Source organism: Candidatus Enterococcus myersii (genome assembly GCF_017316025.1).
GTDB lineage: Bacteria > Bacillota > Bacilli > Lactobacillales > Enterococcaceae > Enterococcus_C > Enterococcus_C montenegrensis.
The window spans coordinates 93,086-116,092 of the sequence record NZ_JAFLVT010000018.1; the positions used below are offsets into that span (position 1 = coordinate 93,086).

At 38.6% G+C, this 23,007-nt stretch carries 23 protein-coding genes; all 23 read right to left on the bottom strand.

Annotated features, from left to right (window positions below; translation table 11 throughout):
- Window positions 1–7: 7 nt before the first annotated feature.
- Window positions 8–1,015: a lysozyme family protein gene (locus JZO76_RS11950; protein WP_206904801.1), complete on the bottom strand. Its 1,008-nt coding sequence runs from the start codon at window positions 1,013–1,015 to the stop codon at window positions 8–10.
- Window positions 1,012–3,135 (bottom strand): FUSC family protein, encoded by a 2,124-nt coding sequence (locus JZO76_RS11955; RefSeq protein ID WP_206904804.1) that lies wholly within the window; start codon window positions 3,133–3,135, stop codon window positions 1,012–1,014. The genes JZO76_RS11950 and JZO76_RS11955 overlap by 4 nt, the downstream gene beginning before the upstream one ends.
- A gap of 4 nt (window positions 3,136–3,139) precedes the next feature.
- On the bottom strand, window positions 3,140–5,587 hold the full coding sequence (locus JZO76_RS11960) for an ATP-binding protein (RefSeq protein ID WP_206904806.1): 2,448 nt from the start codon (window positions 5,585–5,587) through the stop codon (window positions 3,140–3,142).
- Window positions 5,574–5,963, bottom strand: coding sequence for a conjugal transfer protein (locus tag JZO76_RS11965; protein WP_081185903.1), 390 nt, complete (start codon window positions 5,961–5,963; stop codon window positions 5,574–5,576). The genes JZO76_RS11960 and JZO76_RS11965 overlap by 14 nt, the downstream gene beginning before the upstream one ends.
- 59 nt (window positions 5,964–6,022) lie before the next feature.
- The gene (locus tag JZO76_RS11970; protein ID WP_206904808.1) at window positions 6,023–6,526 is read right to left on the bottom strand and encodes an antirestriction protein ArdA; all 504 of its coding nucleotides are present in this window, start codon (window positions 6,524–6,526) and stop codon (window positions 6,023–6,025) included.
- 12 nt (window positions 6,527–6,538) lie between these two features.
- Window positions 6,539–6,760, bottom strand: a complete 222-nt coding sequence (locus tag JZO76_RS11975) for a hypothetical protein (protein ID WP_010718211.1) — start codon at window positions 6,758–6,760, stop codon at window positions 6,539–6,541.
- 93 nt (window positions 6,761–6,853) lie between these two features.
- Window positions 6,854–8,035: a MobT family relaxase gene (mobT, locus tag JZO76_RS11980; RefSeq protein ID WP_010718212.1), complete on the bottom strand. Its 1,182-nt coding sequence runs from the start codon at window positions 8,033–8,035 to the stop codon at window positions 6,854–6,856.
- Window positions 8,036–8,295: 260 nt separating this feature from the next.
- On the bottom strand, window positions 8,296–8,586 hold the full coding sequence (locus tag JZO76_RS11985) for a hypothetical protein (protein ID WP_010739401.1): 291 nt from the start codon (window positions 8,584–8,586) through the stop codon (window positions 8,296–8,298).
- Complete coding sequence (dcm, locus tag JZO76_RS11990; protein WP_206904809.1) at window positions 8,576–9,718, bottom strand: DNA (cytosine-5-)-methyltransferase; 1,143 nt, start codon at window positions 9,716–9,718, stop codon at window positions 8,576–8,578. The genes JZO76_RS11985 and dcm overlap by 11 nt, the downstream gene beginning before the upstream one ends.
- Window positions 9,719–9,830: 112 nt before the next feature.
- Window positions 9,831–10,139, bottom strand: coding sequence for a thioredoxin (gene trxA / locus JZO76_RS11995; RefSeq protein ID WP_010718215.1), 309 nt, complete (start codon window positions 10,137–10,139; stop codon window positions 9,831–9,833).
- 13 nt (window positions 10,140–10,152) lie between these two features.
- Complete coding sequence (trxB, locus tag JZO76_RS12000) at window positions 10,153–11,079, bottom strand: thioredoxin-disulfide reductase (protein WP_025480321.1); 927 nt, start codon at window positions 11,077–11,079, stop codon at window positions 10,153–10,155.
- Window positions 11,080–11,309: 230 nt separating this feature from the next.
- Window positions 11,310–11,957 carry an ArsR/SmtB family transcription factor gene (locus JZO76_RS12005; protein WP_010718217.1) on the bottom strand — a complete coding sequence of 216 codons (648 nt, stop codon included), beginning with the start codon at window positions 11,955–11,957 and terminating at the stop codon, window positions 11,310–11,312.
- 237 nt (window positions 11,958–12,194) lie between these two features.
- Window positions 12,195–13,547 carry an FtsK/SpoIIIE domain-containing protein gene (locus JZO76_RS12010; protein ID WP_206905327.1) on the bottom strand — a complete coding sequence of 451 codons (1,353 nt, stop codon included), beginning with the start codon at window positions 13,545–13,547 and terminating at the stop codon, window positions 12,195–12,197.
- Window positions 13,548–13,618: 71 nt separating this feature from the next.
- Complete coding sequence (locus JZO76_RS12015; protein WP_010718219.1) at window positions 13,619–13,954, bottom strand: type II toxin-antitoxin system RelB/DinJ family antitoxin; 336 nt, start codon at window positions 13,952–13,954, stop codon at window positions 13,619–13,621.
- 9 nt (window positions 13,955–13,963) lie between these two features.
- Window positions 13,964–14,338 carry a YdcP family protein gene (locus JZO76_RS12020; RefSeq protein WP_010718220.1) on the bottom strand — a complete coding sequence of 125 codons (375 nt, stop codon included), beginning with the start codon at window positions 14,336–14,338 and terminating at the stop codon, window positions 13,964–13,966.
- A 12-nt stretch (window positions 14,339–14,350) separates the two neighbouring features.
- Window positions 14,351–14,665 (bottom strand): YdcP family protein, encoded by a 315-nt coding sequence (locus JZO76_RS12025; RefSeq protein WP_010718221.1) that lies wholly within the window; start codon window positions 14,663–14,665, stop codon window positions 14,351–14,353.
- 111 nt (window positions 14,666–14,776) lie between these two features.
- Window positions 14,777–18,004, bottom strand: a complete 3,228-nt coding sequence (fss3, locus tag JZO76_RS12030) for a fibrinogen-binding MSCRAMM adhesin Fss3 (protein ID WP_206904818.1) — start codon at window positions 18,002–18,004, stop codon at window positions 14,777–14,779.
- A gap of 79 nt (window positions 18,005–18,083) precedes the next feature.
- Entirely contained in the window at window positions 18,084–18,746 is a 663-nt protein-coding gene (locus JZO76_RS12035) for a hypothetical protein (protein WP_010718223.1), read from the bottom strand.
- Between the two features lie 370 nt (window positions 18,747–19,116).
- Window positions 19,117–19,464 carry a 50S ribosomal protein L19 gene (rplS, locus tag JZO76_RS12040; RefSeq protein ID WP_071864872.1) on the bottom strand — a complete coding sequence of 116 codons (348 nt, stop codon included), beginning with the start codon at window positions 19,462–19,464 and terminating at the stop codon, window positions 19,117–19,119.
- A 131-nt stretch (window positions 19,465–19,595) separates the two neighbouring features.
- Window positions 19,596–20,858 (bottom strand): TIGR00341 family protein, encoded by a 1,263-nt coding sequence (locus tag JZO76_RS12045; protein ID WP_206904820.1) that lies wholly within the window; start codon window positions 20,856–20,858, stop codon window positions 19,596–19,598.
- A gap of 216 nt (window positions 20,859–21,074) precedes the next feature.
- Complete coding sequence (trmD, locus tag JZO76_RS12050) at window positions 21,075–21,812, bottom strand: tRNA (guanosine(37)-N1)-methyltransferase TrmD (protein ID WP_206905329.1); 738 nt, start codon at window positions 21,810–21,812, stop codon at window positions 21,075–21,077.
- Complete coding sequence (rimM, locus tag JZO76_RS12055) at window positions 21,802–22,323, bottom strand: ribosome maturation factor RimM (RefSeq protein WP_206904821.1); 522 nt, start codon at window positions 22,321–22,323, stop codon at window positions 21,802–21,804. Before rimM ends, trmD begins: the two co-directional genes overlap by 11 nt.
- A gap of 63 nt (window positions 22,324–22,386) precedes the next feature.
- Complete coding sequence (locus JZO76_RS12060) at window positions 22,387–22,920, bottom strand: DUF3267 domain-containing protein (protein ID WP_206904823.1); 534 nt, start codon at window positions 22,918–22,920, stop codon at window positions 22,387–22,389.
- Window positions 22,921–23,007: the final 87 nt, after the last annotated feature.

The window sequence follows — 23,007 nt, forward strand, 5'->3', positions numbered from 1 at the left end:
CTCTTTTCTATTGTTTGTATCGACCGGCTCCGATAAGATGTTGCTGCCAATAGGGTTCGGTAAGATTCGTCCAGCCCACTGGATCTCCCGCATGGAACATCTGATTCTCTCCTGCATAAATGCCTACATGAGTCACATAAGTACCGGCATCATAAGTTGAGTGAAAGAAAATCAAATCACCTGGTTTGGCATCTTTTAGGTCAATATGAGCCATGGCATCATACTGATCTTGTGCCACCCGTGGAAGTTTCAGACCAACTTTGGCGTAACACCACTGGGTCAAGCCACTACAATCAAAGCCCGTTTCTGGACTCGCACCACCAAAGACATAAGCAGTACCTTCATACTTAAAGGCTTCATCAAAGATTTTTTGTACTGTCTCGTCATCAAATTTACTGGTGGTAAGATATTGTTTCACCAACAAACAATAAAACATATTCCCATAGTTATAGCGCCACCCACCATTTTCCTTAATCGCGATTGGATTAGGATAATCGACTTTTTGACCGCCAGACTTCTTTCTTGAAAAAGATTCTGCCAAAGAAAAACTATGCTTCTTTCCGTTTTTTGCGACATGATCCAAATAGCCGCCACCGTAGTTATAGGCCTGAATGATACTATCTTGGTCACAGCCTAACTCGTTGGCCCGTTTAACCAGAGAAGCAAAATAGAGACACCCTTGTTTAATGGATGCCTCGGTACTCAATGAATTCGGTGGCAAGCCAGCTGACTCAGAACTTTGCATCACATCTTCCATTGTGCCGCCAGATTCCACTTGGATAATCGCCAAAAGAATCGGAACATACTCTGATATGTCCGATTCTTTGGCGTACTTTTCAACCATTGAGCGGTGTTTCAAGACTTCTTCTGAGACACTACTGCCAACTGGAGAAGAACCAGAACTACTATTTCCTTCACTATCCTCGCCAAACAATAACCCGACACACATCAAGATTCCCATAAAGGTTATGGTCAGAATGGCTAGCGAAATTGTACTCAGTTTTTTAATGGTCATTTTGATTCACCTGACCTTGATTTCGAACGATAATCCATCCTTTTTTGTACCTTTCGACTACCCGCTTTTGCAAGAATGGATCGCTTCTTCGCCTGTTGGATAGGAGTTACTTTTCTTACTGGTTGATTGTTTTCTTTCGTACTCAATTTTTGATTTGAGAGTCTTCGTTTGATTTCAGGATTCGAATTCATTTTTACAATTCGATTGGCTGGTACATTCCTTGGTATCTTACTTTTCTGAGATTTGGATTCCTCTTTTATCGGAACATTGGTCCTACCTTTTCTATGACGATTTGCTGAATTTCCCAATACTTTCCGCTTTTCAGCCATATTTTCATCTCTACGTTGTCGTTGTTTTTCTCGCAACTCCGCTCGATTCGCTTTTTCTTGGACAAGTCCACGCTTGAATTCTTCTGGTGCTTTTTTCGTCTTTTCGATTTCTTTATGCAGATTGTATTTCAAATTAGTTGGTGTATTCCTTACTTGATCCTTTACTTGTTGTGCTTTGTCTTTTACCATTGATTGGGTATCTAGTACCTTGCCGATTTTTCTTCCGGTCAAATTCATTCTGGTTTGCTTTTGGTTCTTTGAGGTTGAAGAATTCTTTTTTGACTCATTAATAGTCTCTGGATTATCCGATAACGATGGATTCTTTCGTGGAGAAAAACCAGGAGACTTCAATCTGGATTTTGATTGATCTTTTGCTAGTTTCCCACCAACTGCTGCACCACCACCAAAAGCCAATGTTCGCCCAACATTTCGATTAAGTTGCCGTAGTTTACGATTCATCAACATTTGCGGTTTCCGCATGACACGTCTGCCCATTGACTGGCTATCATTGCTTTGGAGGTTGAACATACTCATAATGTCCCCCAATTTGAAATAAATCCCGGCAAAAGTCACAATTTGCAGAAATGCTACCATAAAGAAGGGATAGGTCGCTGAAATATTGAAAAACATGGTAGAAATACTGAATGCCGTGGTGATAACCAAGGTCACTCCCGCTCGCATCATAATCGTATTGAATAAGCGAATAATCGCCTTTTTCCCCAAACTTTCATAAGTTGGCAACATCGACAATAAAAAGCTAATAGGTAGAAACATCGCAAAGATAATGAAGAGAATTTGTGAAAACAACATAATTCCTGTCAAAAGAAAGACAAAGAAGGAAATCCCAATATTGAACAGCACCAAAAAAATCACGGTCCCTAAGCGGCTCATGGTCTTGGTTATACTTAGATTCGCATTGTCATTGTCTTCAATCTCCGCTTTGACCGCTTCTTCCCGATCCTTGCCCTTGTTTTCATCCGGACTCACGAATAGAATCTTGTTGACCCGATCTTCGCCAATTTCCTCTATATTGGAATCATCAAATTGCAAGAGTAACCAAGGCTGCTGGACTTGAATTGAAAACAAACTATCCCGAATCAAATCCACGCTATCTTTTCCTTGGCTTTTTGAATTGGGTACAACAATCTCGGTCCCAAGGCTAAGAGCCGCTTCACTAACATCTGAACTAAAGTCATTAATTTTTGTGATATAGGTAGGCGCATACGCAATAAAAGAACCCGAAAGTAGAAAAATCATCACAAAATTAATCACGGCTCGAACTGCTTTCGTGGTTTCTCGTTTTAATAATCCGGTATACGCCACATACACCCCTAGAGCTAAAATCATCAATAATAGAAACCCAAAATAAAATCCGGAGGTCTGGAGTCCATTTTCAGTAATACCAGCCAATGTTTGGATATTCTTTCCAATACTTTCAGCCGTATCCGAAATGAAATCTAGTTTATAAGCTTCTTGAACCACATAACCCGTGGCGTTCGACAAATACAAACTCACCGTCCAAATGAAATTAGTAATGGCATAAAGACCATACATTACGCTCTTTCCTAAGCCATCGCCCCAATTCCACGGTAGCCAATCCCATGAACTATCCACAAAGAAATCCAACTGATAGTTACCAAGTGAATATTGGGAATAAATATTTCCGGCTTCAACTGTATCATCAACCAGACCAGTTGCCTCAGCTATCGTACCGACTAAACTCAATAGAACTGTCAGAGTGATGATGCTAATAAAAACGATTCCCACAATCCGAAAAAGTTTCTTTTTCATCCCCTCACTCCATTCTCTCATGAATAGGTGGACGGGTATCAAAAGCATGGAAGAGTTCTTCAAAGACTGGATGAACTTGAACCACACCTACTCGCCCATACAAATCTTGCATTAAACACTGACCGTTTTCCAAATCTCTCAGGCGTTTTTGATTGCTTTCATCTTCTCTATCCAAGCCAAAGAATTCCAAGGTTTTCTTGATTTCATGAATATCGGTACTGCGAAACGCAAACTTCAACCCGATATTATTCTTCAAGCGTTCATCCAGTAAATCATCACTATTTTGCGTAACAAAATAAACTCCGGCATTCATGGCCCGCCCAGCACGAACGAGCTTATTCGATAATGTTTTTCCTTGTGCCACTTGAAGAAAACTCCACGCCTCATCCAAGTCCACTATCTTGAAAATTTCTCGGTTGCTATGGATGAAGTCCAAAGCAAAAGTGGAAATGACGATTAGCATAGAAACACTAAGCAACTCCATGGTGGTATATTCTTCAAAAGTGGTTTCTGCATCTGGTAAAACTAAATCCGCTACTTGAATGATATTTAACTGTTTATCTAAACTAATCGACTGGGTAATCGAACCATCTGAGAAAAGCAAATGGGCAAAATCATAATCGGTAAAGGACTCGATATGATCGGCGATATTTTCCGCAACTGTTGAGCCCTCTTTTCGAAGCTCATTAATAACTTGTAGTAACCCTCGTTGATCACTTTGAGTAACGGTTCGAATGGCTTTGCGCAAAACAGGAAACTTCTCCCCATCCCGACTAGAAATTCCTGTTAAAAAAGTCAGGATATCAATCGCTAGACTTTCTGAGTCTTTCTTTTTCTTCATGATGACATATGGATCAAGTAAGCCTTGATTTTCTGGCTTACTAGTCAAGTTGAGAATATTAATTTCATCCGCAATTTCTGGCAAGGTTTCTTTCCATCCACCACGTTCCCCTTTTGGATCGACAATCACAGCTTGACCACCAAAAAGGACGGCATAATAGACTAAGAGATTATTACTAAAGGATTTACCTCCACCAAGAGAACCAAGAAAAGCTGCGGCAAGTGCATTGGTAACTGACCCCTTTACCCCTTGTGAAGCCAATGCCGGTTTTAGATAAACATTGCGCCCCGTATCTACATTGTAACCAAAGTAAATGCCTTCCAATTCTCCTAACATTTGAGTGGCGCCAAAACCAAGTCCTGCTAAAAAATCAGACGTAACATATTGGATATAGTCATTCATATATCGCTTACTAGAAGGTAAGAATTCTTCATGTAGACCCATCATATCGCCAAAGGGCCGGACTAGTTTTACATTGGTATCGTCATAAAAATCCAAGACTTCGTCACAGCAGCGTTTTAGTTCATCAACTGATTCTGCACTCACTCGAACCACATAGCTCAATTTGTACATGGATTCCTTGGACTGATCCAAGGTGGTTTCTAGTTCATCTACTGAATCCAAAGCGTCCAAAACATTCGAATTGGTCTCATTGTCGGATTGATAGGCGTGGTTGTCTAAGTCTTTCAGTTCCTTTTTCTTGTTGCGAACGGTGGCAAGTGCCTTTTTATTGGTGACAATCTCTACATTCATACTCGTGTCGATAGGAAACGTGAATTGTTGTTGCTGGTAATAAAAAAGTTCCGAGGAAGGAAATTCCATCTCTCCCACAATCGTGTTGATTGTTAGATACGCGACATAAGACTCGTGATTTTCATGTTCCATTCGTAAGTGCCGAGGCTTTTCTTCAATCAAACAACGACTGGGACGTAATAAGTCATAACGTTTCACCAGCGTTTCTGATTTCAGCTTTTTCTTTGGCAGCTGAAATTCATATTCTTCAAATGGTGTACCTTTTTCACCATAGATATGTTCAATCAAGTAAGTCAGATCACTCGGTGTGACTCGTCTGACTTTAAATCTCCGAGCTAATTTACTTTCCATTAATTTTTCAAGCTTAGTATACCGGCGAATTTCTTCATTGGATAAAGAAACAAAATCCCCCATCAAATGATGATTCACCCCATAGACAAATTCTTGAATCCCAGAAAAGAAAGATTTTTTGAGACTTTTTAGATTGACCTCTTCATCTGTCGCAATCAGTTTGAAGCCAATAAAAAAGCGATAATCAATCTGACTATCGCCAATCATAGATACTAATGCATCTGTCTGTAAATCAATTCGTTGTAATGCAACTTCTTTGAGTCGCCCGGTAATCTCTTTCTTCGATCGTTCTTGCGTGGCCCGAATACTACTTTCTGTGGCAATTTGTAAGGCATGGATCTTGCCTTCTCTGTTCTGGGCAATCAATTGACGAAAGCTATCGTGTACTTGATATTTCTGTTCAGGTGATAAAAAGGAGTAATTATAGGGCACTAGCTCATAGTATGCAAAACATTCTCCTTCTTGGTTAAAGACAAGATTATTCTCGATATACTTAATCGGGTACATAGTTTACACTCCTTACCAAAGTGACAGGTTCATCCCATCGTTTCTTCTTTTCTTTGACTTTCTTTCCTGCAAAAGTAACCTTAAACCGCAAGTGATAACTGATAAAGGACCGTAAAAATCCCAATGGCTTCTTGCCGTCAAAGGTCTTTTGCGACATAAACCACATAACCGCCGCCGGTATGCCCAAGTATTTTAAAAAAGCCCCCTCTATCATAGACAGCGGAGGCACATGGGCAAATACGATGACAAACAGCAAGGACAAAACAAACCAAGCCATCTGGTTAAAGGTCACAGGAAAAGGCAGCTGAAAGTCATTAATCGCGTAAATGACTTTTTCAACTGCCCAGATACTGGTATAACTTTTTATTTTCTTCATCAAATCATTCCTTTAAAAAGAAGGATAGTTTAGAAATCAACTACCCTTCAATAATTTTGTTAATATGGATACTCAAAAACACCTCGACTCGTTACCAAATAATTTCCCCCAATCTCCAAGTCTCGACCACACGCATCAAAATCAATATACGTCTTCAAGTGTTCTGGTACTTCGCCAAAATCACCATTTTCAACAATCAAGAAATACGCTACATCACTCATATCATCACAGTCCGGATAATAGACAATATCATCCACATGCTCTACCATTTCTTCAAAAGAATTAAAGAAAGCGTGTTGAATCTCTGAAGCAACTTCACCAACTGGTGTTCCTTCAAGTTCCTCCGCTAAGCCACACAACCGATTAATTTCCTCAATTGACGTATATTCATCAATCTCAAAAGGCAGTTCATAATCATGAATCGCATATTCTTCATATTCGTCATTTAATCCAATCCGTTCTTTCACTTCATCAAAATCGATAGGTGGGGTAAACCACGCCCCCACCAACTCACCTTCATTGTATTTTCCAAGATTCGCGATATAAATACGCATCTGTTCCATCATGATTCCCCCTTATGCACCGACGATTCGATTAAACAAATTCAGTAAGACATCTTTCACACCAGAAGCATTAAAGACTAGACCTACCGCAATCAAGGCAACCACCAAAAAGCCAATCAGTTTAGAAAACTCTCGCTTAAATCCTAAAAATAAACCAATGACTACAATCGCCAGTAAGACTAAAGATTGGGCGTTGGTCAAAAACCATTGATACAAATTTTGTCCGAAATTCATTTCATCACTTTCCTTTCTTTTCCATTGCTTGATCCGCCACTACCACCAAAAACCAATAACATATCTTTCCAATTTCCATCAAAATTCCTCTTTTCATACAATCAAGTTTTCAATTGCCATACTTTGTTGTTCTAAAATCTTTTTGTGCCGTTCAGATAATTCGGCGTTTAATACCATGTCACTAATAAAAGAGGTTCCTCTAATACGATCCAATTCAATCGTCATTTTTAAAGTAGGGGCGACTTGCCTTCCTAACCAGTTGTAAGTTCGTTCTATCGTGTACGGCTTTGGCTCTGAGGTCAATTGAATTTCTTTACGATTTCGACCGACAAATCGGCCCCACTTTTCATTAAGAGGCCAGTTGGTTCTTCTTTTCCCTTGTACCTTGTCTGCAATTCGCATGTAGCGAGTAATGATTGAAAACGTAGTGCTCTCAATACTTCTCCCTTTCATCAAATCCATAATTGCGTGATAAGCACGTTCATTTTTCAACCGAATTTCAAACCGATTCTTCGTTTCTGTCTGGTCGAGAGGTATCCCTAGTTTGATATATTGCTCATAGTCTTTTTCATAGAGACAAAAATAAACCTCACTTTTGAGACTGCCTATATATAAGGTATTCCCCATGCCATCCTTTTCATCAGCTTTCAACAGCTCCCCCGACCGATAACTTTTAAAGGTTCGGAACAAGGAAATACATTCTTCGTTTTGGCATTTTTTGGTTAAATAGGGAATATTCAGTAATCCTGCACGGTCATTGATTGCCAAATCCAATCGTTTCATCACGCCGCCTAACTTTAAACTTGTCTCAAAAAAATCATACCAACTTCTTTTTTGCGCAAGTAAAAATGTTTCGAATTGCCGACAACCACGTCCTTTCATTTCAATGAGAATACCTTTGTCTTCTTCCTGAGATACCATCACTACAATATCTCCCATAACATATTGTTCTTGGTAAGAATAAAAGGCATAATCCTCATGAAGCATATAATCAAAATTTAGATGCAAAACCTCTTGTATAATTTTTCGTGCGTTTGTAGTTGGAAATCGAATGCGTACATAATCAAATAGCAAAGTTAAAGGTAAATCAGGGTTGAACGTTTCTAGCTGTTGAAAAATCTTTCTCATGACACTTTTAGCCGGAACCTTCTTTCCCGACTCAATTTTATTGAGATACTCTCGTGATAAATCACAAGCTATTGCCAATTTGTTTTGAGTGACCTTATACTCCTTCCTTTTTTCCTTCAATAGTTCTTTTGTAAAATTTCTTCTCATTGATGATTCACCACCAAATTTCAAAATGTGAACTATCCAACTTGAGTTCACATTTTCTAAAAATACTAATTATCCTTGATATACCAGCAATTCTTAATCGTTGCTTGCTTATTTTTTGTGTTTTTGTACCCCCCTGTTAGATACGGGGGGTGAGACATCATGGCCGGCTGGCGCCGTCCATGAACAGGCACAGCACCACGGAGGATTTCTGCTTCGCAAATCCTCCGCGGTCAGCGCCTATCAGTTGGTTTATTTGGCGGTTACTCCTCGGCAATGCCCCCAATTTCCAACTCTGCCTTAATCTCAAACAAGTCTTGACGGATATTCGATTCTTTTGCATGATCCGCAATCCGTTCCAATTCACTGATGACTTGATTCAGCTCAATTCGAGCATCGGTTTCCTCGTCCATTACATATGAATCACCAGGGACTTTCACCCCATTTTTGCAAATATCAAAATTGAGCCGGCGTAATTCTTCTTCTAGTTCTGAATCTGACTGAATCTTACCAATCACCCAGTAGATTTCTCCAATCAACTCATCATAAATCATGCCTATCCACCTCCTTTAATCTTCTGGCAATATCAAAAATGACCGGAACTGTCACAGAGTTTCCGGCCTGTTTGTACAATTGACTATCTGAATTGACTTGAGCTGCCCGATCAAAAGCACAGTCTGGAAAGCCCTGAAGCCGCCAGCACTCTCTAGGTGTTAGCTTCCGAATCTGATACTGATTTGTGACGACTGCTTGTTGGTCTCCTGTTAATAAGGTATGCACACTTTGTTTTCCCAGACGTCCTCGGCGACTTGTGGAATTAGGAAAAGCCAGGTTCACACTGTCCCCTGGCTTCACCTCTTGATATTCTGTTTTATTTTTTCGAATCATGATCTTCGTTCCCCCTTGTTTCGTTGACAAAGTGGGAGCTGTTCCGGTCACCTCGTAAACCCGATTACCTTGTTCAAAATTTCCCGGCAACATACCGGCTACTGAAATCCCCTCATTTACCGGCAATGCGATTTTGATTCCTTCATCGCCTGTTAAGGTTGGTGCTACACCATCTGAACCATAGACTTGGCCCCCCATTCCACGATTGGAAGGATTGATATTTACTAAGTTTCTGATGTTTTGATCAGATGTTGGAGACGATCCAATGATAGGAAATACCTGTTCGGTACATGCGTCTCGAGAATGTCCGATAAGGAAGACCCGCTCGCGACTTTGGGGAACGTAGGCCTTTGAGTTAAACACCTGCCATTCCACATCATACCCCAATCCATCCAGCGTTCGGAGGATCGTCTCGAACGTAGCCCCTCCTTCGTGATTGAGCAACCCTCGGACGTTCTCAAGGAATAGAAACTTAGGTTGGAGAAGAGCGGCGAACCGAGCGATTTCAAAGAATAAAGTACCTCGAGTATCGGAAAATCCTTGCCGCTTTCCCGCAATTGAAAAAGCTTGGCACGGAAATCCGTCGCAAAGGATGTCCACTGGTCCGAGGGATTGAATAAACTCGTCTGATATACTTGTGATGTCATGCATTTCCACCTCCTCTCTAGTATCATGAATTGCCTTATAACTACGCCTAGCAAATTCATCAATTTCACAAAAGCCGATACAGTGATGGCCCGCTTGTTCCATACCTAAGCGAAAACCACCAATCCCGGCAAATAAATCTAAAAATGTCATAAATCACCTCATTCATTGCAAAGAAAAAAGCCAAGAACATTTTTTGCTCTTGGCTACTAGGCTATTCACTTTGTCACATTTTCTATCCAAATATAATTAATTTTTTTGCTAATTAAGCAAACTCATTCAATATTTTTGCTAAAGTTTCTTTGTCATGTACGCCAACAAGCTTGTCAACAACCCGACCGTCTTTTTTTATCATTAATGTTGGAATACTCATCACACCGAATTCACTAGCCGTAACTGGATTATCATCCACATTCAATTTAAAAATTGATACCTTATCACCCATCTCAGCTTCTAATTCATCCAAAATAGGAGCCTGCATTTTACATGGACCACACCATGGAGCCCAAAAATCGATTAATGCTAATCCCTGACTTGTTTCTTCTTTAAATTGTTGATCATTAATTTTTTTCATTTCTTCACCTATTCTATACATTTATTTTTGAGTTTTCTTCAATATATTTATATGCCTCTTGACCTGCAATACTTCCATCACCTACAGCTGTTGTAACTTGACGTAATACTTTTTCCCTCACATCTCCAATAGCATAAATACCAGGAATGGTAGTCCGCATTCTCTCATCCGTTCTGATCCATCCATTATCATTTACAATTCCTAAGCTTGTAAATGGTTGGGTAATAGGATCTAAACCGACATAAATAAATACTCCGTCAGCAGTAATTTCTTTCGACTGATCGTTTTTTGGATTTTTTAATTGAACTGAGGTCACTTTCATTTGGTTTCCCTTAATTTCCTCAATTACAGCATTCCATTCAAAAGAAATTTTTTCGTTATTAAAAGCACGTTCTTGAAGTATTTTTTGTGCCCTTAAGGTATCTCTTCGATGGACAATTGTTACCTTAGAGGCAAATTGTGTTAGGTAAATAGCTTCCTCCACCGCAGAGTCTCCACCACCAACTACTAATAGTTCTTTATTTCTAAAGAACGCGCCGTCACATACCGCACAATACGATACACCCATTCCTGAATAAGAATCTTCACCTTTTACTCCAAGCATTTTATGAACTGCGCCTGTGGCAATGATTATCGTTCTGGCTTGATACATTTCATTTAAGCCATTAATAATTTTTATACTGCCACCATTCTCAATTTTCTCAACAGTATCATGCTTTAACTCGACACCAAATTTTTCTGTACCAGCAAGCATCTTCATGGATAAATCTGGTCCTAGAATAGATTCAAATCCTGGATAGTTCTCAATCTCTGCAGTATTGTTCATTTGTCCTCCAGGAAGCCCCTTTTCTAACATCAACACTGAAAGATTTGAACGTGCTGCATATAAAGCAGCGGTCATACCTCCGGGTCCTGCCCCAATTATTACTACATCATAGATCATAGGTAACCTCCTTTAAAAATTTATCACTTTAGATTCTAATTTAATCATGATTTTTTGTTCCTACGTTACCACGATTACATCTAATTCCATTTACATTCCTCCACAATTTCTAATTCAAAACCTATTCAACTAACGAGTTGAATACTAACATAAATATATTTCTCTGGCAAAATATTTGTATCAAGAAAAAAACCGCCTAATTAATAGGCAGTTTCAATTTCTTTCTATCAATGAGAGATATGATGTAAATTCCAATCATTTACACTTTCGCTAAGTCGAACAGCCTGTCGACCATGTTTTTCTAAAATCGCAATTGCCTCTTTTGCCATCAAGCAATGCGGCCCACGGCAGTAAGCAACGATTTCTTTATCTTTCGGTAAGTGATTAATCATACTTTCCAACTCTTGCACAGGCATCGAAATAGCACCAGGAATATGGGCAGTTAAGTATTCCTCTGAAGGTCTTACATCAATCAGTACAACCTCTTTTGCCTGAATCTTTTCTTCTAAATCTTCAATCGTCAAAATGTAATCGTCTTCTTTAGGATTTTCAAAATTTTGCTTAATCACATTTCGCTTAACAAGCTGATCTTGGGCGGTTTCAAAAAAGAGCGTCAACATATTCTCAATGTTCACATCAAAAACTTGATAATAAATATAATTTTTATATTTTTGATTTTTAACTAAGTGAGCTTTCAAAAGGGTCTGTAAATGTTTGGAGACATTCGCAACAGATAAATCAGTATCTTTTGCAATATTCTCAACTGTTTTTGGAGATTGCATAAGAAGGCTCATGATTTCCAAACGATTTGAATTAGCTAAAGCTTTCCCCATCAAAGAATATTGTTCAAATAACTCTTTATTAGTGTGATTCATCTCAATTTTTCTCCTTTAAGATTTTCAATCTCTTCTACTAAAATAGTTCAATTAATAAGTTGAATAGTATCCATTTAATCACGTATTGTCAATTGCTTTGAGTTTTTTACTTTCAATACTGTTCTCCTGTTTGACATAAATTTATATCTTGTTTTCTAGAAATTCATGATATTTACCTTATCTCTAAAAATAGATTAAGAAAATAAAACAGATTAAATGTCGGTTTGTATTTTAGCGTTATTCTTTAGATTTAAGATTTACTTGTATTATGTCCTGAATGGCATCTAAAAAGTTATAACTCTTTGGAACTAAAGGAGTATAAAACTCACTAATCACACTCCCGCCTGTATCCACATAACCTCGTCCTTTGATGCGTTTCATAAAGAAGTTTTTTTCAACCTCACCAAACATCATGGAATACCCGAGTTCACTCATCCTTCCCAAGGCCACACGGAAGTTAAATTGATCCCGAATCCCATCTCCTAAATATTTCGCATCCGGTCTTTGACAAGCTAAAATCAGAAAGAAACCAGATTGACGACCTAACATCACGATTTGCTTGAGCTTATTCAAAATCACCGCACTTTCCTTCGTTGTTAACATCTCCATATAAGCCACGTATTCATCAAAGATTAAAAAGTTGGGCGGAAGTCCCAAATACGCATAATTCTCTCCTGTTTTGTAGTTTGGCATTTCTTTCATCGCCACACTACGAGCCATCATGCGTTCATAGAAATCCTCCACACAAGTAGAAATTTCATCTTTTTGGGAGTATACGTGAGTCATTACCGTGCTTAAATCGGCTAAGTCCGCATTTTTTGGGTCAAGAACAAATAGTTCTGCATCAGATTTCAGCAAAGCCTCGATAATGGTGAGTAAGAAATAGGTCTTCCCACCACCAGTGCCACCTGCGATTAACATATGAGGTAAGGAATCATACGCCCACACTTGATTTTTCATCAATCGCAAAGCTCCATTTTCTGCCACCACCTCCTCAATTCCAATTCGATTGGCAATCATATCGTAAAGCAAAGTATATTCCACATAAGAATCCTTGAGTTCCTTTTCCACTAGCTCACAATACAGCCCACTCTCCAACTTCTTTTCTAACTTTAAAAGCTGATCCTGATACTTTCCTAATGATATTTGGATACGAATGGAAATCAAGCCGTTCTCCATACGGTAATAGATTTTGGGGAAGTAACTGATGGTCTCCTTCGTTCGGCTCCTATCCAAATCTTTGAAAAAGCCTTCACTCTGGGTTTGTTTCACTTCGTACCAATGATTTTCCAGAATCATCCGGGCTAGCTTTTGTCGATGCCACAGACTTCGCCAGTGATCATGAAAAAAATGAATATAAAATAACATTAGACTTCCCGAAAGCGCCAGACTTCCAAGCAGACGGACTAAATCTTTCATAGCCCAAGTGATTTCAATAGTGGAAAGTGATAGCTTAGAAATATCTAGCTGCCTAAGCTCTTGAAAATAAAAGATGCTCATCCAGCCAATGAACAAAGCGATTAACCATCCAAGAACAAAGTGATAAATTAAGTGTTGATCGCTTGCTCGTATCCGATGTCCTTTGTACAATTTGATGTTTTCCACCTCCAATCGAAAAAAGCCCAACAGAAATTTCATTGGGCTAATTTCAACAAGTTATGCTAGTCATTTACTGCTATGGGGAGTTGCTTAGTTTCAACTAATTGCTTTAAAAAACTTTCAATGGCATCCGGCATTTCCACACCAATCTCTTCTAATACGGATTCGGCTTCCCGACACAAGCGTTCATCTACTTCCACAACCATGAAGAAAGAGCCTTCTTCATCTAACCAATCCAAGACATCGAACTCTTCTTCGTCTGGTTCAAGAAAATCTTGATGCATAATCAGAAATACTTTTTCGTTCACCGTCAGAGCTTTGTTCATTTGTTCTTCGGTTAGCTCTCCTTTGCCATATTGTTCCAGACAATCCATCATATGCTCAACATCAATTTTCATCCTCTTCACCTATTTCTTCCCTTCGTTTTGATTGGTAGAAGTTCCTTGATTTTGCGGGCGTTTCAGTACCAAATCATCCGCTTTAATGAACCAGTTGACGGTGGTCCCTTCTCGGAAAACATAATTGGCGACAGTATCCACAATTGGATTCACCAAATCGACTTCTGCATCATAGGCAAACTCACGTAATGGAACATTTGCTGGAATACTGACTTGAATCATTCGACCTTGAGCCGAGGATTTCAAATTATAAGTCCGTTCTTTGATCTCATTACTAATCGTTCCATCCTCATTTTGTTTGCGAACTTCCCGGCGCAATGCGGAAAACCGCAATTTCCCAAACGTTAATCCGGAATCTACAACAATACCTTCTGTTAATCTCATATTCTTTTCCTCCTATGCTTTCACTAAATCATCGACATGCAACACGTAATCGGTAAAACCACGGTTCTCGATTTCATAACCCTTGGCAACTAAGTGGGGATTGACAGCCTTCAATGGTTGATCTTGATCAAAATCCTTTTCCCCGGCTTCCGCTGCGACCACCACTTCAATATCATCGGCGCGTTGCTTACTGGAATATAAATGATAACTACGACCAATCACCGTAGTATACCGCCCATATCCTTCTGTTAGAATTTCGCCTTCACCGGCATAACTTATCTTTCCAAAGGTTTCGACCATATTTGGTACGACAAATTTTAATTCCATATTTTTTTCCTCTTTTCATTTTTAGTTTGGATACAAAAATAGCGCGACCACTTTTTTAGGAGGCGATCGCACACATTGGTTTTTACTATTTACTTGTTTCATCTCATCACCTTAGTTTCGGCGATTCCAGAAATAATACCCAGCAGTCGCAAAGATTAAGGTAAACCCAATGAATAGGAGAACGTTGGAATTTTTCTCCCCAGTTTGAGGGAATGTCTTTACTGTGGGACTAGATTCTTGAGAGTCACTTGGAACAGTTGGTGTTTCCGGTTGGTCTGGTGTACTAGGGGTTGTCGGAACTTCTTTTGGTGTTAAGGTTTGGGATTTTTCTTTCAGATCTTCATTGTGTTTGCCATTGATATTGCCATCTTTGTCGTAATTGATTTCCGCAAAGGTAAACTTAGTTCCTTCTGGATATTTGCTGGTATCGACTTTTTCTGCAAGCACGGTTTTGGTGAATTCTTTGTCATTCACTTCATAATCAATCTTGCCAGATTTCCAAATTTCTTTGTTTGTACCATCTGGTAATAAAGCATACAAAATGGTTTCAAAGGCTTCTTTTGAGCCATCCAGAACATCATGGGTAATGGACACATCGTCAAACATATCTACCACATCACCATGAGTAAAGGTCTGAGATCCGTCTTCTAAGTGCGCTTTTGTTTGGATGGAAACATGACGTTCCACTGTACAATTGACAGTTTGTGCTTGATTATTCAAACTAGCATCTTTTGCGACTGGCTCATCGCCCGCTTCAAAAGCTTCCTTGTTTTCATACACATAGTTGAATAAGACAATGGTTTTATCCAAAACTTGTTCGGCGGTTAATTTATGCAGAATTTCCCAAGTTCCTGTTTTCTCTTTGTTCGCCAAAGTTGCGGTTGCTTCGGCAATTACGACTGGTTTCGCTTGTTCATCTTTTTCTTGGTCAGCTTTTGTGGCTTCCACATCGATTGCTTGAGCCACCACATACCAATCGTCTTTGATTTCATGCAAGTTGTAACTCAATTTATCAACTAGCTCTGTAGAATCCAGAGTTGTCAATTCTTTGTTTCCGTCTTTCCAAGTCGCTAGAGAAGTTAAGCTGTCTTCTTCCTCAGGCAAATCATAAAGCATTAAACGGTTCAGACTAACAGAGAAATTCGTATTGGTTAGCTTCTCATAAGGTACTTTCACTGTTTTAATCGGCTGCTTTTGTCCTTTTTCGGTAATGGTAAAGACATATTCGATCTTAGCATAGTCTTCTTTATTTTCTTTGAAAGTAGAATGGATTTCTAGCGGTGTAATCTTTTGGAATCCTTCTGGTGCTTCTACTTCTTCTAGTAAATAATCCCCATAAGGCAGATTTTCAAATTTGCCATAACCATCAAAGCCTAGCTGTTCATTGTAAGCTGTGGTCGCTTCATCCTTAGCACCGGTAATTTCCTCGGTTCCTTCTAACGGTGTTACCTTAAAGGTTAAATCATTAAAGCCCGTTTCGGTAGTCCCGGCAGCAGATCCGGCAAACTTGAAGAAATCAAAGCCGAAGCGGATTACTTGTTCCTTTGCCGTAACATCTCGGGTAATCACGGCATTTTTTTCGTTATCATCCACTTTTTTGATGGAAACAGGGTACTTGTTTCCATCTAAGGCGTAGCATTCTGGCGCTTTTGTTTCTTGCCAGTAATACTCATTAATTGCTAAGTGTTTAGCAGCAATTTGATTCTTTTCATCTAAAGTCAAAGTCACAGTTTCATCAGAAGCTTTCGTGCCCTTCACTAATTCTGGTTTAAAAGTCTCGCTCCATTTAACAGCTTGACCATCTTTTGCAGTAAAGAGAGTATATTCAGCTCCTGTAAACTCAGCTTTCCCTTGAGTTTTATCCCCAGTATCCTTGTCTTCTTTCGTCAAAGTGGTTTCACCAGTAATTTCTTGGTTTTGCCCTTTCACATTACTGGTAACAAGAGCCACGGTCTGATTGGCATACTTCAATTCAACTTTTACTGGTTTAAAAGTATTTACGAACCCATTACTAGCTTTGGTTTCTGTCACATAGTATGTTCCTAGCTCCAAAGCATTAGCAATATCTTTTGGTGTCTCCGCATGACCTTTTTCGTCAGTTGTGATTTCTTGGACAATTTCACCAGTTGGGCTATCTTTCCGTATAGCAAAAGCATTGCCAGCTAGTGAGTAATTATCGTTCCAAAAATCACTACCTGTTTCAACTCCAGTTTTATCCAGAATAATCTGACCTTTTTCTCGCGTATTTTTTGAAGTCACGGAAATTATTTCGCCCGCTTTAATGGTGGCAGTCAGTGGTGTGGTATCAATCGTATAAGGCGCCGGCACCGATTTTTCAGTAATGGTTACTTTCGTGCCATGAGGAATCCTATCCAATATCGCAATTCCTTCTTTATCCGTAGTCACGTCTTTTTCAGGAAGTACCTTGCCGAAATCTAAATGAAAAACTGTCCCAGGTACCACGTCACCAGATTCTTTATCGATTTTTTTGATCTTCAAAGAGCCCTCAGTTTCCACGTCAATTTTGATAGTGTAGGTATTGGGCTTATCAATCGCCCCCGCCATCAAAGTTTGTTGGCCAGCCATTTTATAAGCTACCGGTGTTCCTGTATTAGCGGATTTCTTTAAGGTTAACACACCGCTTTCTTTTGAATTGGCATTCGGGGTAATCACTAATTGATTGCCATTCACCCGATAATCAATGTTTGCGGTATTTTCGATAACCTCATCAAACTCCGATAAATTCAAGCCATTCGTATCGGTTACAGTCGTTGATTGACCTAACACGGTTTTCACTGTGGAATTATGAAAGCTTGGTTTCTTCTGATAGTCGGCAATTGCTTGATTAATTTTTGCCTCAATAGCCGCAATATTTACTGCACTACCATCGGAACGTTTGATAGAGTGAAGTGTATAGCCATTGACTTCTTGCCAGATCATCTTTTGAGCAACAATATGAGTATCCACATCCGTACCCGCTTCTTTCCATAAAACCGAAACTAGTTTTGCTTTTTCTGACATATCCGGTAATGGATTTTTCTCATAACCTGGAGTGAATTCATTGTAAATTGGCACTCCTGGTTCAATACAGAAAATATCTTGTTTCACACCATTGTAAACTGCATAGTGCGGAACGGTGACTTCTGACATAGGACGCCCATCACTAAACGTCCCTTCGACAGCATACTGGTGAGCCAAATCCAATTCAACCGTCACTGTTTGTGGATGCGTAACTTCCTCCGCAAAAGCAATCGTTGGCCCAAGTGATCCACCGATTGTTTGACATAATAGGCCCAGTGTTGCAAGCAACCGCCAATTCTTAAATCTTGGCTTTTTCATAAAATAAATCTCCTTTCGTTTTTGGGTAATAAAAAAAGACGTCCAAATTTCAATTTTGAACGTCTGATTTAGAGTGCTACTATTTAGTTTTCTTTGTCTTGGATAGGTTGTTTCTCTGCTTATAGATTTTGATTCTTCGATAATCAAATCCTATCTCTGTCATTAATTCCTCCCAATTTTTGTTTGTTCTTTTCATGATTGTATCAACTGACGGTAGTTTTGGGGATTGAACTAATTTTCGAAACTTTGTCATTGATAAATCATCTTGTAAGTCCAAGCGGATTATTTCATTTTTTAGTTCTAACAGCAGTTCAAAATCAGTAAAACTAGGTTTCTCATTTTTCACTTTAAAAAGAGGCCGTATATCTCCTAACCGCTTTTTAACAGTGCTAAGTGAAGGAATGTCCTTCTCTACTGATTTTTTTTCGTACATTCGCTGAGAACTTATCTTCTCACACTTAATAAAAGATTCTACTATTTCCAATAATTCTTGTTCTGACATTCTAGACCATTTTCCATAATCAGTATTTTCTTTTCCTATACTAATCAATAAATTCTCCCATGATCCATATTTTTTGTTAATGAACCACATGCTTGGTGCAGAATTTGGATTTTCTGCTAGCTTTTTCTGGTATTGACGGCTAGATTTAATTCCGTGTTTTTCGATGAATTCATTAATTGTTAAAATCAGTTTTAAATCACTTTGATTTTTCCAAATGATACGTCCATCATTTTGCTTCACGATAAAAACTCCTAAAATTTATTTAGATAGAAGCCTATCACATCAACTTTTTAGTAGAAAAGCACATGTTTTGCCTTTTTTGCTAATAGCTGACCCTTTAAGAAACTCGGGTTCAAAAGTTGCTAAATTCGGTAAATGTTTTGGTATTTTTCGTATTATATTTGTCGTCAAGCTGACTACTAAATTTTGCCCTATTTTGACGACACTGATAGTCAATGTCGGACAATCTAGGACAATTCGGGGGAATATGAGTGAAAAATGGTTCAAAACAGCCAAAAATGGCTAAAAACTGTGATAGAGAAAAAAGAAAAAGCCCTTGATATACAAGGACTTTTCACAGATTTCAGATTTCCAAGGAAGTTTTCCGTGTTTATCTTCTGATTTCTTTGATACGAGCAGCTTTCCCGTGTAAAGCACGCAAGTAGTACAATTTTGCACGACGAACTTTACCGTAGCGAACTACTTCGATTTTAGCAACACGTGGTGTGTGCAATGGGAAAGTACGTTCAACGCCAACACCGTTTGATACTTTACGAACAGTGTAAGTTTCGCTGATACCAGCACCGCGGCGTTTGATTACAACACCTTCAAATAACTGGATACGTTCTCTTGTACCTTCGACAACTTTCGCGTGAACACGAACAGTGTCCCCAGGACGAAAAGCAGGAATGTCAGTACGTAGTTGTTCTTGAGTTAGTTCTTGAATCAATGGATTCATTTTTATCATTCTCCTTATTTCCAAACAATCATAGGATGACACACCCCAGCGGATTATCGTAATAGTTGAGTGAAACACTCACTAAAGTATACTACCATAGATCAAATCAGGATGTAAAGAAGATTTTCTTGTCATTTTCCTTTTTTTATGACGCTTTTAATGGCATAGTCGCTATTTGCAATTAATTTATCTAAAGTAGCTTGTATTTGTTCTTGTTGCTCTTTTGTCACGTCTGAAGCGATAGTAACGATTATTTGCCCTGTCTCTATTTTATTGGTAGTTAACCTATCTGTTTTAACCTTTATTACCTGAGTTGCATAGTCAAGAAAAAGTTGGCGTTTAATTTCACTTAGTGTTTCAGTTAATGACGCACTTTCAGCCTGATTCGTAACGACTTTGGCTGCATTTTGATTTTGTAATTTTTGATCAATATAACGGTCAATGTCTTGCATGTTAACCGTTTCGTTATTTGCCACTTGATTGATCACCAACTGATAATCCTCTAAATGATAATCACTAAGTTTTTTAGCCAAATCTTCTAATTCGGCTCCCGCAGGCTTAGTTCCCAATAAATCTAAGGTTAACTGATGTCGCTTGCCGTCAATATTTTGATTTAAAATATAGTAATCTGCCATCGCTTCAGCGACAAAACGTTTAGCCCTTTGTTGCGACATTTCAGTTTGAATTAGCGTTCCTGCTGAGATAAAACTTGGAATGGCAATGAGAACTGCAGCCCCTATCATCATATAATGGCGGCGTCTTTGTTTTGTAGTATCCACCTGCATCCGAAAATTCAAATGCAACACCCGTACAACAATAAATGTTGTAATCATAATAAAGGCAACATTAACTAAAAATAAATAACCGGCTCCCAAAAAGATTGACCACGCTTGGGTATAAATACCATACCCCATCACACACAGTGGTGGCATTAAAGCTGTAGCTATCGCGACACCGGGTACGATATTATTGGCTTCTTTTTGTCTAGCACCAATCATCCCTGCGGTTCCACCTAAAATGGCAATTAGTGCATCCCAAATCGTTGGTTCCGTTCGAGCCAAAATTTCACTGCTAGCATAAGTTAAAGGAGAAAACCAAAAATAAAGCATTGCTGTTACAATAGCAAATAGCGCCTCTAAAACCAATAGGCGCAATGCTTGAATTGTCAGTCGACTATCAAAAACTCCTAAACCTAGCCCTAAGCCTTGAACTGGTGCCATTAACGGCGAAATGAGCATTGCACCAATTAAAATCGGTTGTGAATTCATATTTAAGCCAATTGAAGCAATAAAAATGGCACAAATCAAGATGACAAAATTTTCTTTTTTGATATTGATACTAGCAGAAATCTTTTCATAAAGTTCCTCATTGCTTAGCACACTACTTTTCGCCATAAAAAGGACTCCTCTCATCAAGGTATCTCTTTTAATTGTACCAAGAGAAAAGTTTTTTATGAAATTTAAACTTAACACCAAATTTTATTGAGCATATCAATTATGAAAAACACACCGATAAAAAAATTAAAAAAACTCGTCATTCACTGTGGTTGCTCTATACAACCAACAGTAATTAACGAGCATACACTTAATCAAGGTTGACTTTTAATACCTTTACGCTTCTTCTTGTTTAATTTCAGCTAATAGCTTTTCCATTTCTTTTGTTAAAGGAAATTGGGCTAGCATATCGGGACGACGCAAATAAGTACGCCGCAATGATTCTTTTAATTGCCAAGATGCAATCAACTTGTGATTGCCGTTCATCAAAACTTCTGGTACTTTCATTCCCTCAAATTCGGCTGGCCGGGTGTATTGCGGATGCTCTAATAAACCTGTGGAATGAGAATCCGTTTGAGCCGAGGTTTCATTTCCTAAAACATCAGGTAATAAGCGAACTGTGGCATCAATCATGACCATCGCCCCTAGCTCGCCTCCAGTTAGAACATAATCCCCCAAAGAGATTTCATCTGTCACTAAACTCCTAATTCGTTCATCATACCCCTCATAATGGCCACAAATAAAAATTAAATGGTCTTCTTTGGAAAACTCTTCTGCTACGCTTTGATCAAATTTTTTACCCGCAGGATCTAGCAAGATCACTCTTTTTTTGACAGTTGGTGTTTTTGCTTCGATTGCTTTTAAGTTGTCGTAAATCGGCTGTACTTTTAAAAGCATCCCCGCGCCGCCGCCATAAGGATAATCATCTACTGTTTTATGTTTATTATTGGCATAATCGCGAAAATTAGAAACATTGATCTCCAATAACGCTTTGTCCTGCGCTTTGCCAATAATAGATTCACCCATTGGTCCTTCAAACATCCGGGGAAATAGCGTTAAGACATCAATTCTCATCGTCAATCAACCCTTCTGGCAGTTCAACATTGACCACACCATTGTCCAAGTCAATTCCTGTCACAACTGACGCGATATAAGGAATTAGGGCATCTTTTTTACCTTTACGTTGTACGACCCAGACATCATTTGCTCCCGGTGATAAAATTTCTTTGATTTTGCCAATTTCTTGCTTATTTTCATCCAAAACTGTCAATCCAATAATTTGATGATAATAATATTCATCTTCTTCCAAATTAGCTAAATCCTCTTTGTTCACTTTTAAAATACCATCGCGAAAATTTTGGACATCATTAATATTAGGGTAACCTTCAAAAGTTAATAGATCAAAGTTTTTATGGCGGCGATGACTTGCTACAGTCAAGCTTAAAGGAGGCATACCTTCTTTGAATAAAAGCAAGGTTGCCCCTTTTTGATACCGTTCTTCGGGAAAATCTGTTAATGAGATAACACGAACTTCGCCACGGATCCCATGGGTATTGACAATTTTTCCTACATTTAAATATTCCATTTAATAGCCTCTTTCTCTCAAGTAGAATTTCTGATTTATTTTATCACGGTTACTGCTTGTTTTCTAGCCTACTTCGTGAAAGGTCAAGCCAACCTCTGTATCTTCTACCAATAAATTTTTAGGGGTCTTTAAAAGGAGATAACACCAATAAAAATCACCCGCACATGCCCCGCTATGGGCTGCCACTAAAAGACGTAGCCATGCATAAGGCCAAGTATTCATAATCAGTAACAAGCCAGTTGTAAGCAATACAAATGGGGCAATACTAATCATGAAAAATTGCCATTTAGGATACAGTGAACCAGGACTTGTAGCATAGGCCATACCATTTTTAAAACCAAATTTTACTTGGCCTTTCAAATTAAAGATTTTGAAAAAAATACCATGGATGCCTTCGTGAATAATGACAATCACCAAAAAACTAATAATAATTGCGCCAATTTCTAGTAAAAATGAGATACTTTGAAAATTATGCTGATTAAATGGCGGCAACAATAGCACACCATAACAAATCGCCATAATTACCAAGGCAGCTATGTTTAACTTTTTGATAACTTTTTCATCTTCTAAAAGATTTAATTCACGATAAACTTTCATTTTGTCTCACCACTTTTTTTAATTACCATTTCCACATAACTTCCCAAATGTATTTTTATTATAACATTTTTAATTTTACTCAGAAGC

Bases quoted from the DNA above. Each gene is read 5' to 3' on its own strand.
- JZO76_RS11950 (WP_206904801.1), bottom strand. From the start codon at position 1,015: ATGACCATTAAAAAACTGAGTACAATTTCGCTAGCCATTCTGACCATA.
- JZO76_RS11955 (WP_206904804.1), bottom strand. From the start codon at position 3,135: ATGAAAAAGAAACTTTTTCGGATTGTGGGAATCGTTTTTATTAGCATC.
- JZO76_RS11960 (WP_206904806.1), bottom strand. From the start codon at position 5,587: ATGTACCCGATTAAGTATATCGAGAATAATCTTGTCTTTAACCAAGAA.
- JZO76_RS11965 (WP_081185903.1), bottom strand. From the start codon at position 5,963: ATGAAGAAAATAAAAAGTTATACCAGTATCTGGGCAGTTGAAAAAGTC.
- JZO76_RS11970 (WP_206904808.1), bottom strand. From the start codon at position 6,526: ATGGAACAGATGCGTATTTATATCGCGAATCTTGGAAAATACAATGAA.
- JZO76_RS11975 (WP_010718211.1), bottom strand. From the start codon at position 6,760: ATGAATTTCGGACAAAATTTGTATCAATGGTTTTTGACCAACGCCCAA.
- mobT (WP_010718212.1), bottom strand. From the start codon at position 8,035: ATGAGAAGAAATTTTACAAAAGAACTATTGAAGGAAAAAAGGAAGGAG.
- JZO76_RS11985 (WP_010739401.1), bottom strand. From the start codon at position 8,586: ATGATTTATGATGAGTTGATTGGAGAAATCTACTGGGTGATTGGTAAG.
- dcm (WP_206904809.1), bottom strand. From the start codon at position 9,718: ATGACATTTTTAGATTTATTTGCCGGGATTGGTGGTTTTCGCTTAGGT.
- trxA (WP_010718215.1), bottom strand. From the start codon at position 10,139: ATGAAAAAAATTAATGATCAACAATTTAAAGAAGAAACAAGTCAGGGA.
- JZO76_RS12005 (WP_010718217.1), bottom strand. From the start codon at position 11,957: ATGAATCACACTAATAAAGAGTTATTTGAACAATATTCTTTGATGGGG.
- JZO76_RS12015 (WP_010718219.1), bottom strand. From the start codon at position 13,954: ATGAAAATTGATGTTGAGCATATGATGGATTGTCTGGAACAATATGGC.
- JZO76_RS12020 (WP_010718220.1), bottom strand. From the start codon at position 14,338: ATGAGATTAACAGAAGGTATTGTTGTAGATTCCGGATTAACGTTTGGG.
- JZO76_RS12025 (WP_010718221.1), bottom strand. From the start codon at position 14,665: ATGGAATTAAAATTTGTCGTACCAAATATGGTCGAAACCTTTGGAAAG.
- fss3 (WP_206904818.1), bottom strand. From the start codon at position 18,004: ATGAAAAAGCCAAGATTTAAGAATTGGCGGTTGCTTGCAACACTGGGC.
- rplS (WP_071864872.1), bottom strand. From the start codon at position 19,464: ATGAATCCATTGATTCAAGAACTAACTCAAGAACAACTACGTACTGAC.
- JZO76_RS12045 (WP_206904820.1), bottom strand. From the start codon at position 20,858: ATGGCGAAAAGTAGTGTGCTAAGCAATGAGGAACTTTATGAAAAGATT.
- trmD (WP_206905329.1), bottom strand. From the start codon at position 21,812: ATGAGAATTGATGTCTTAACGCTATTTCCCCGGATGTTTGAAGGACCA.
- rimM (WP_206904821.1), bottom strand. From the start codon at position 22,323: ATGGAATATTTAAATGTAGGAAAAATTGTCAATACCCATGGGATCCGT.
- JZO76_RS12060 (WP_206904823.1), bottom strand. From the start codon at position 22,920: ATGAAAGTTTATCGTGAATTAAATCTTTTAGAAGATGAAAAAGTTATC.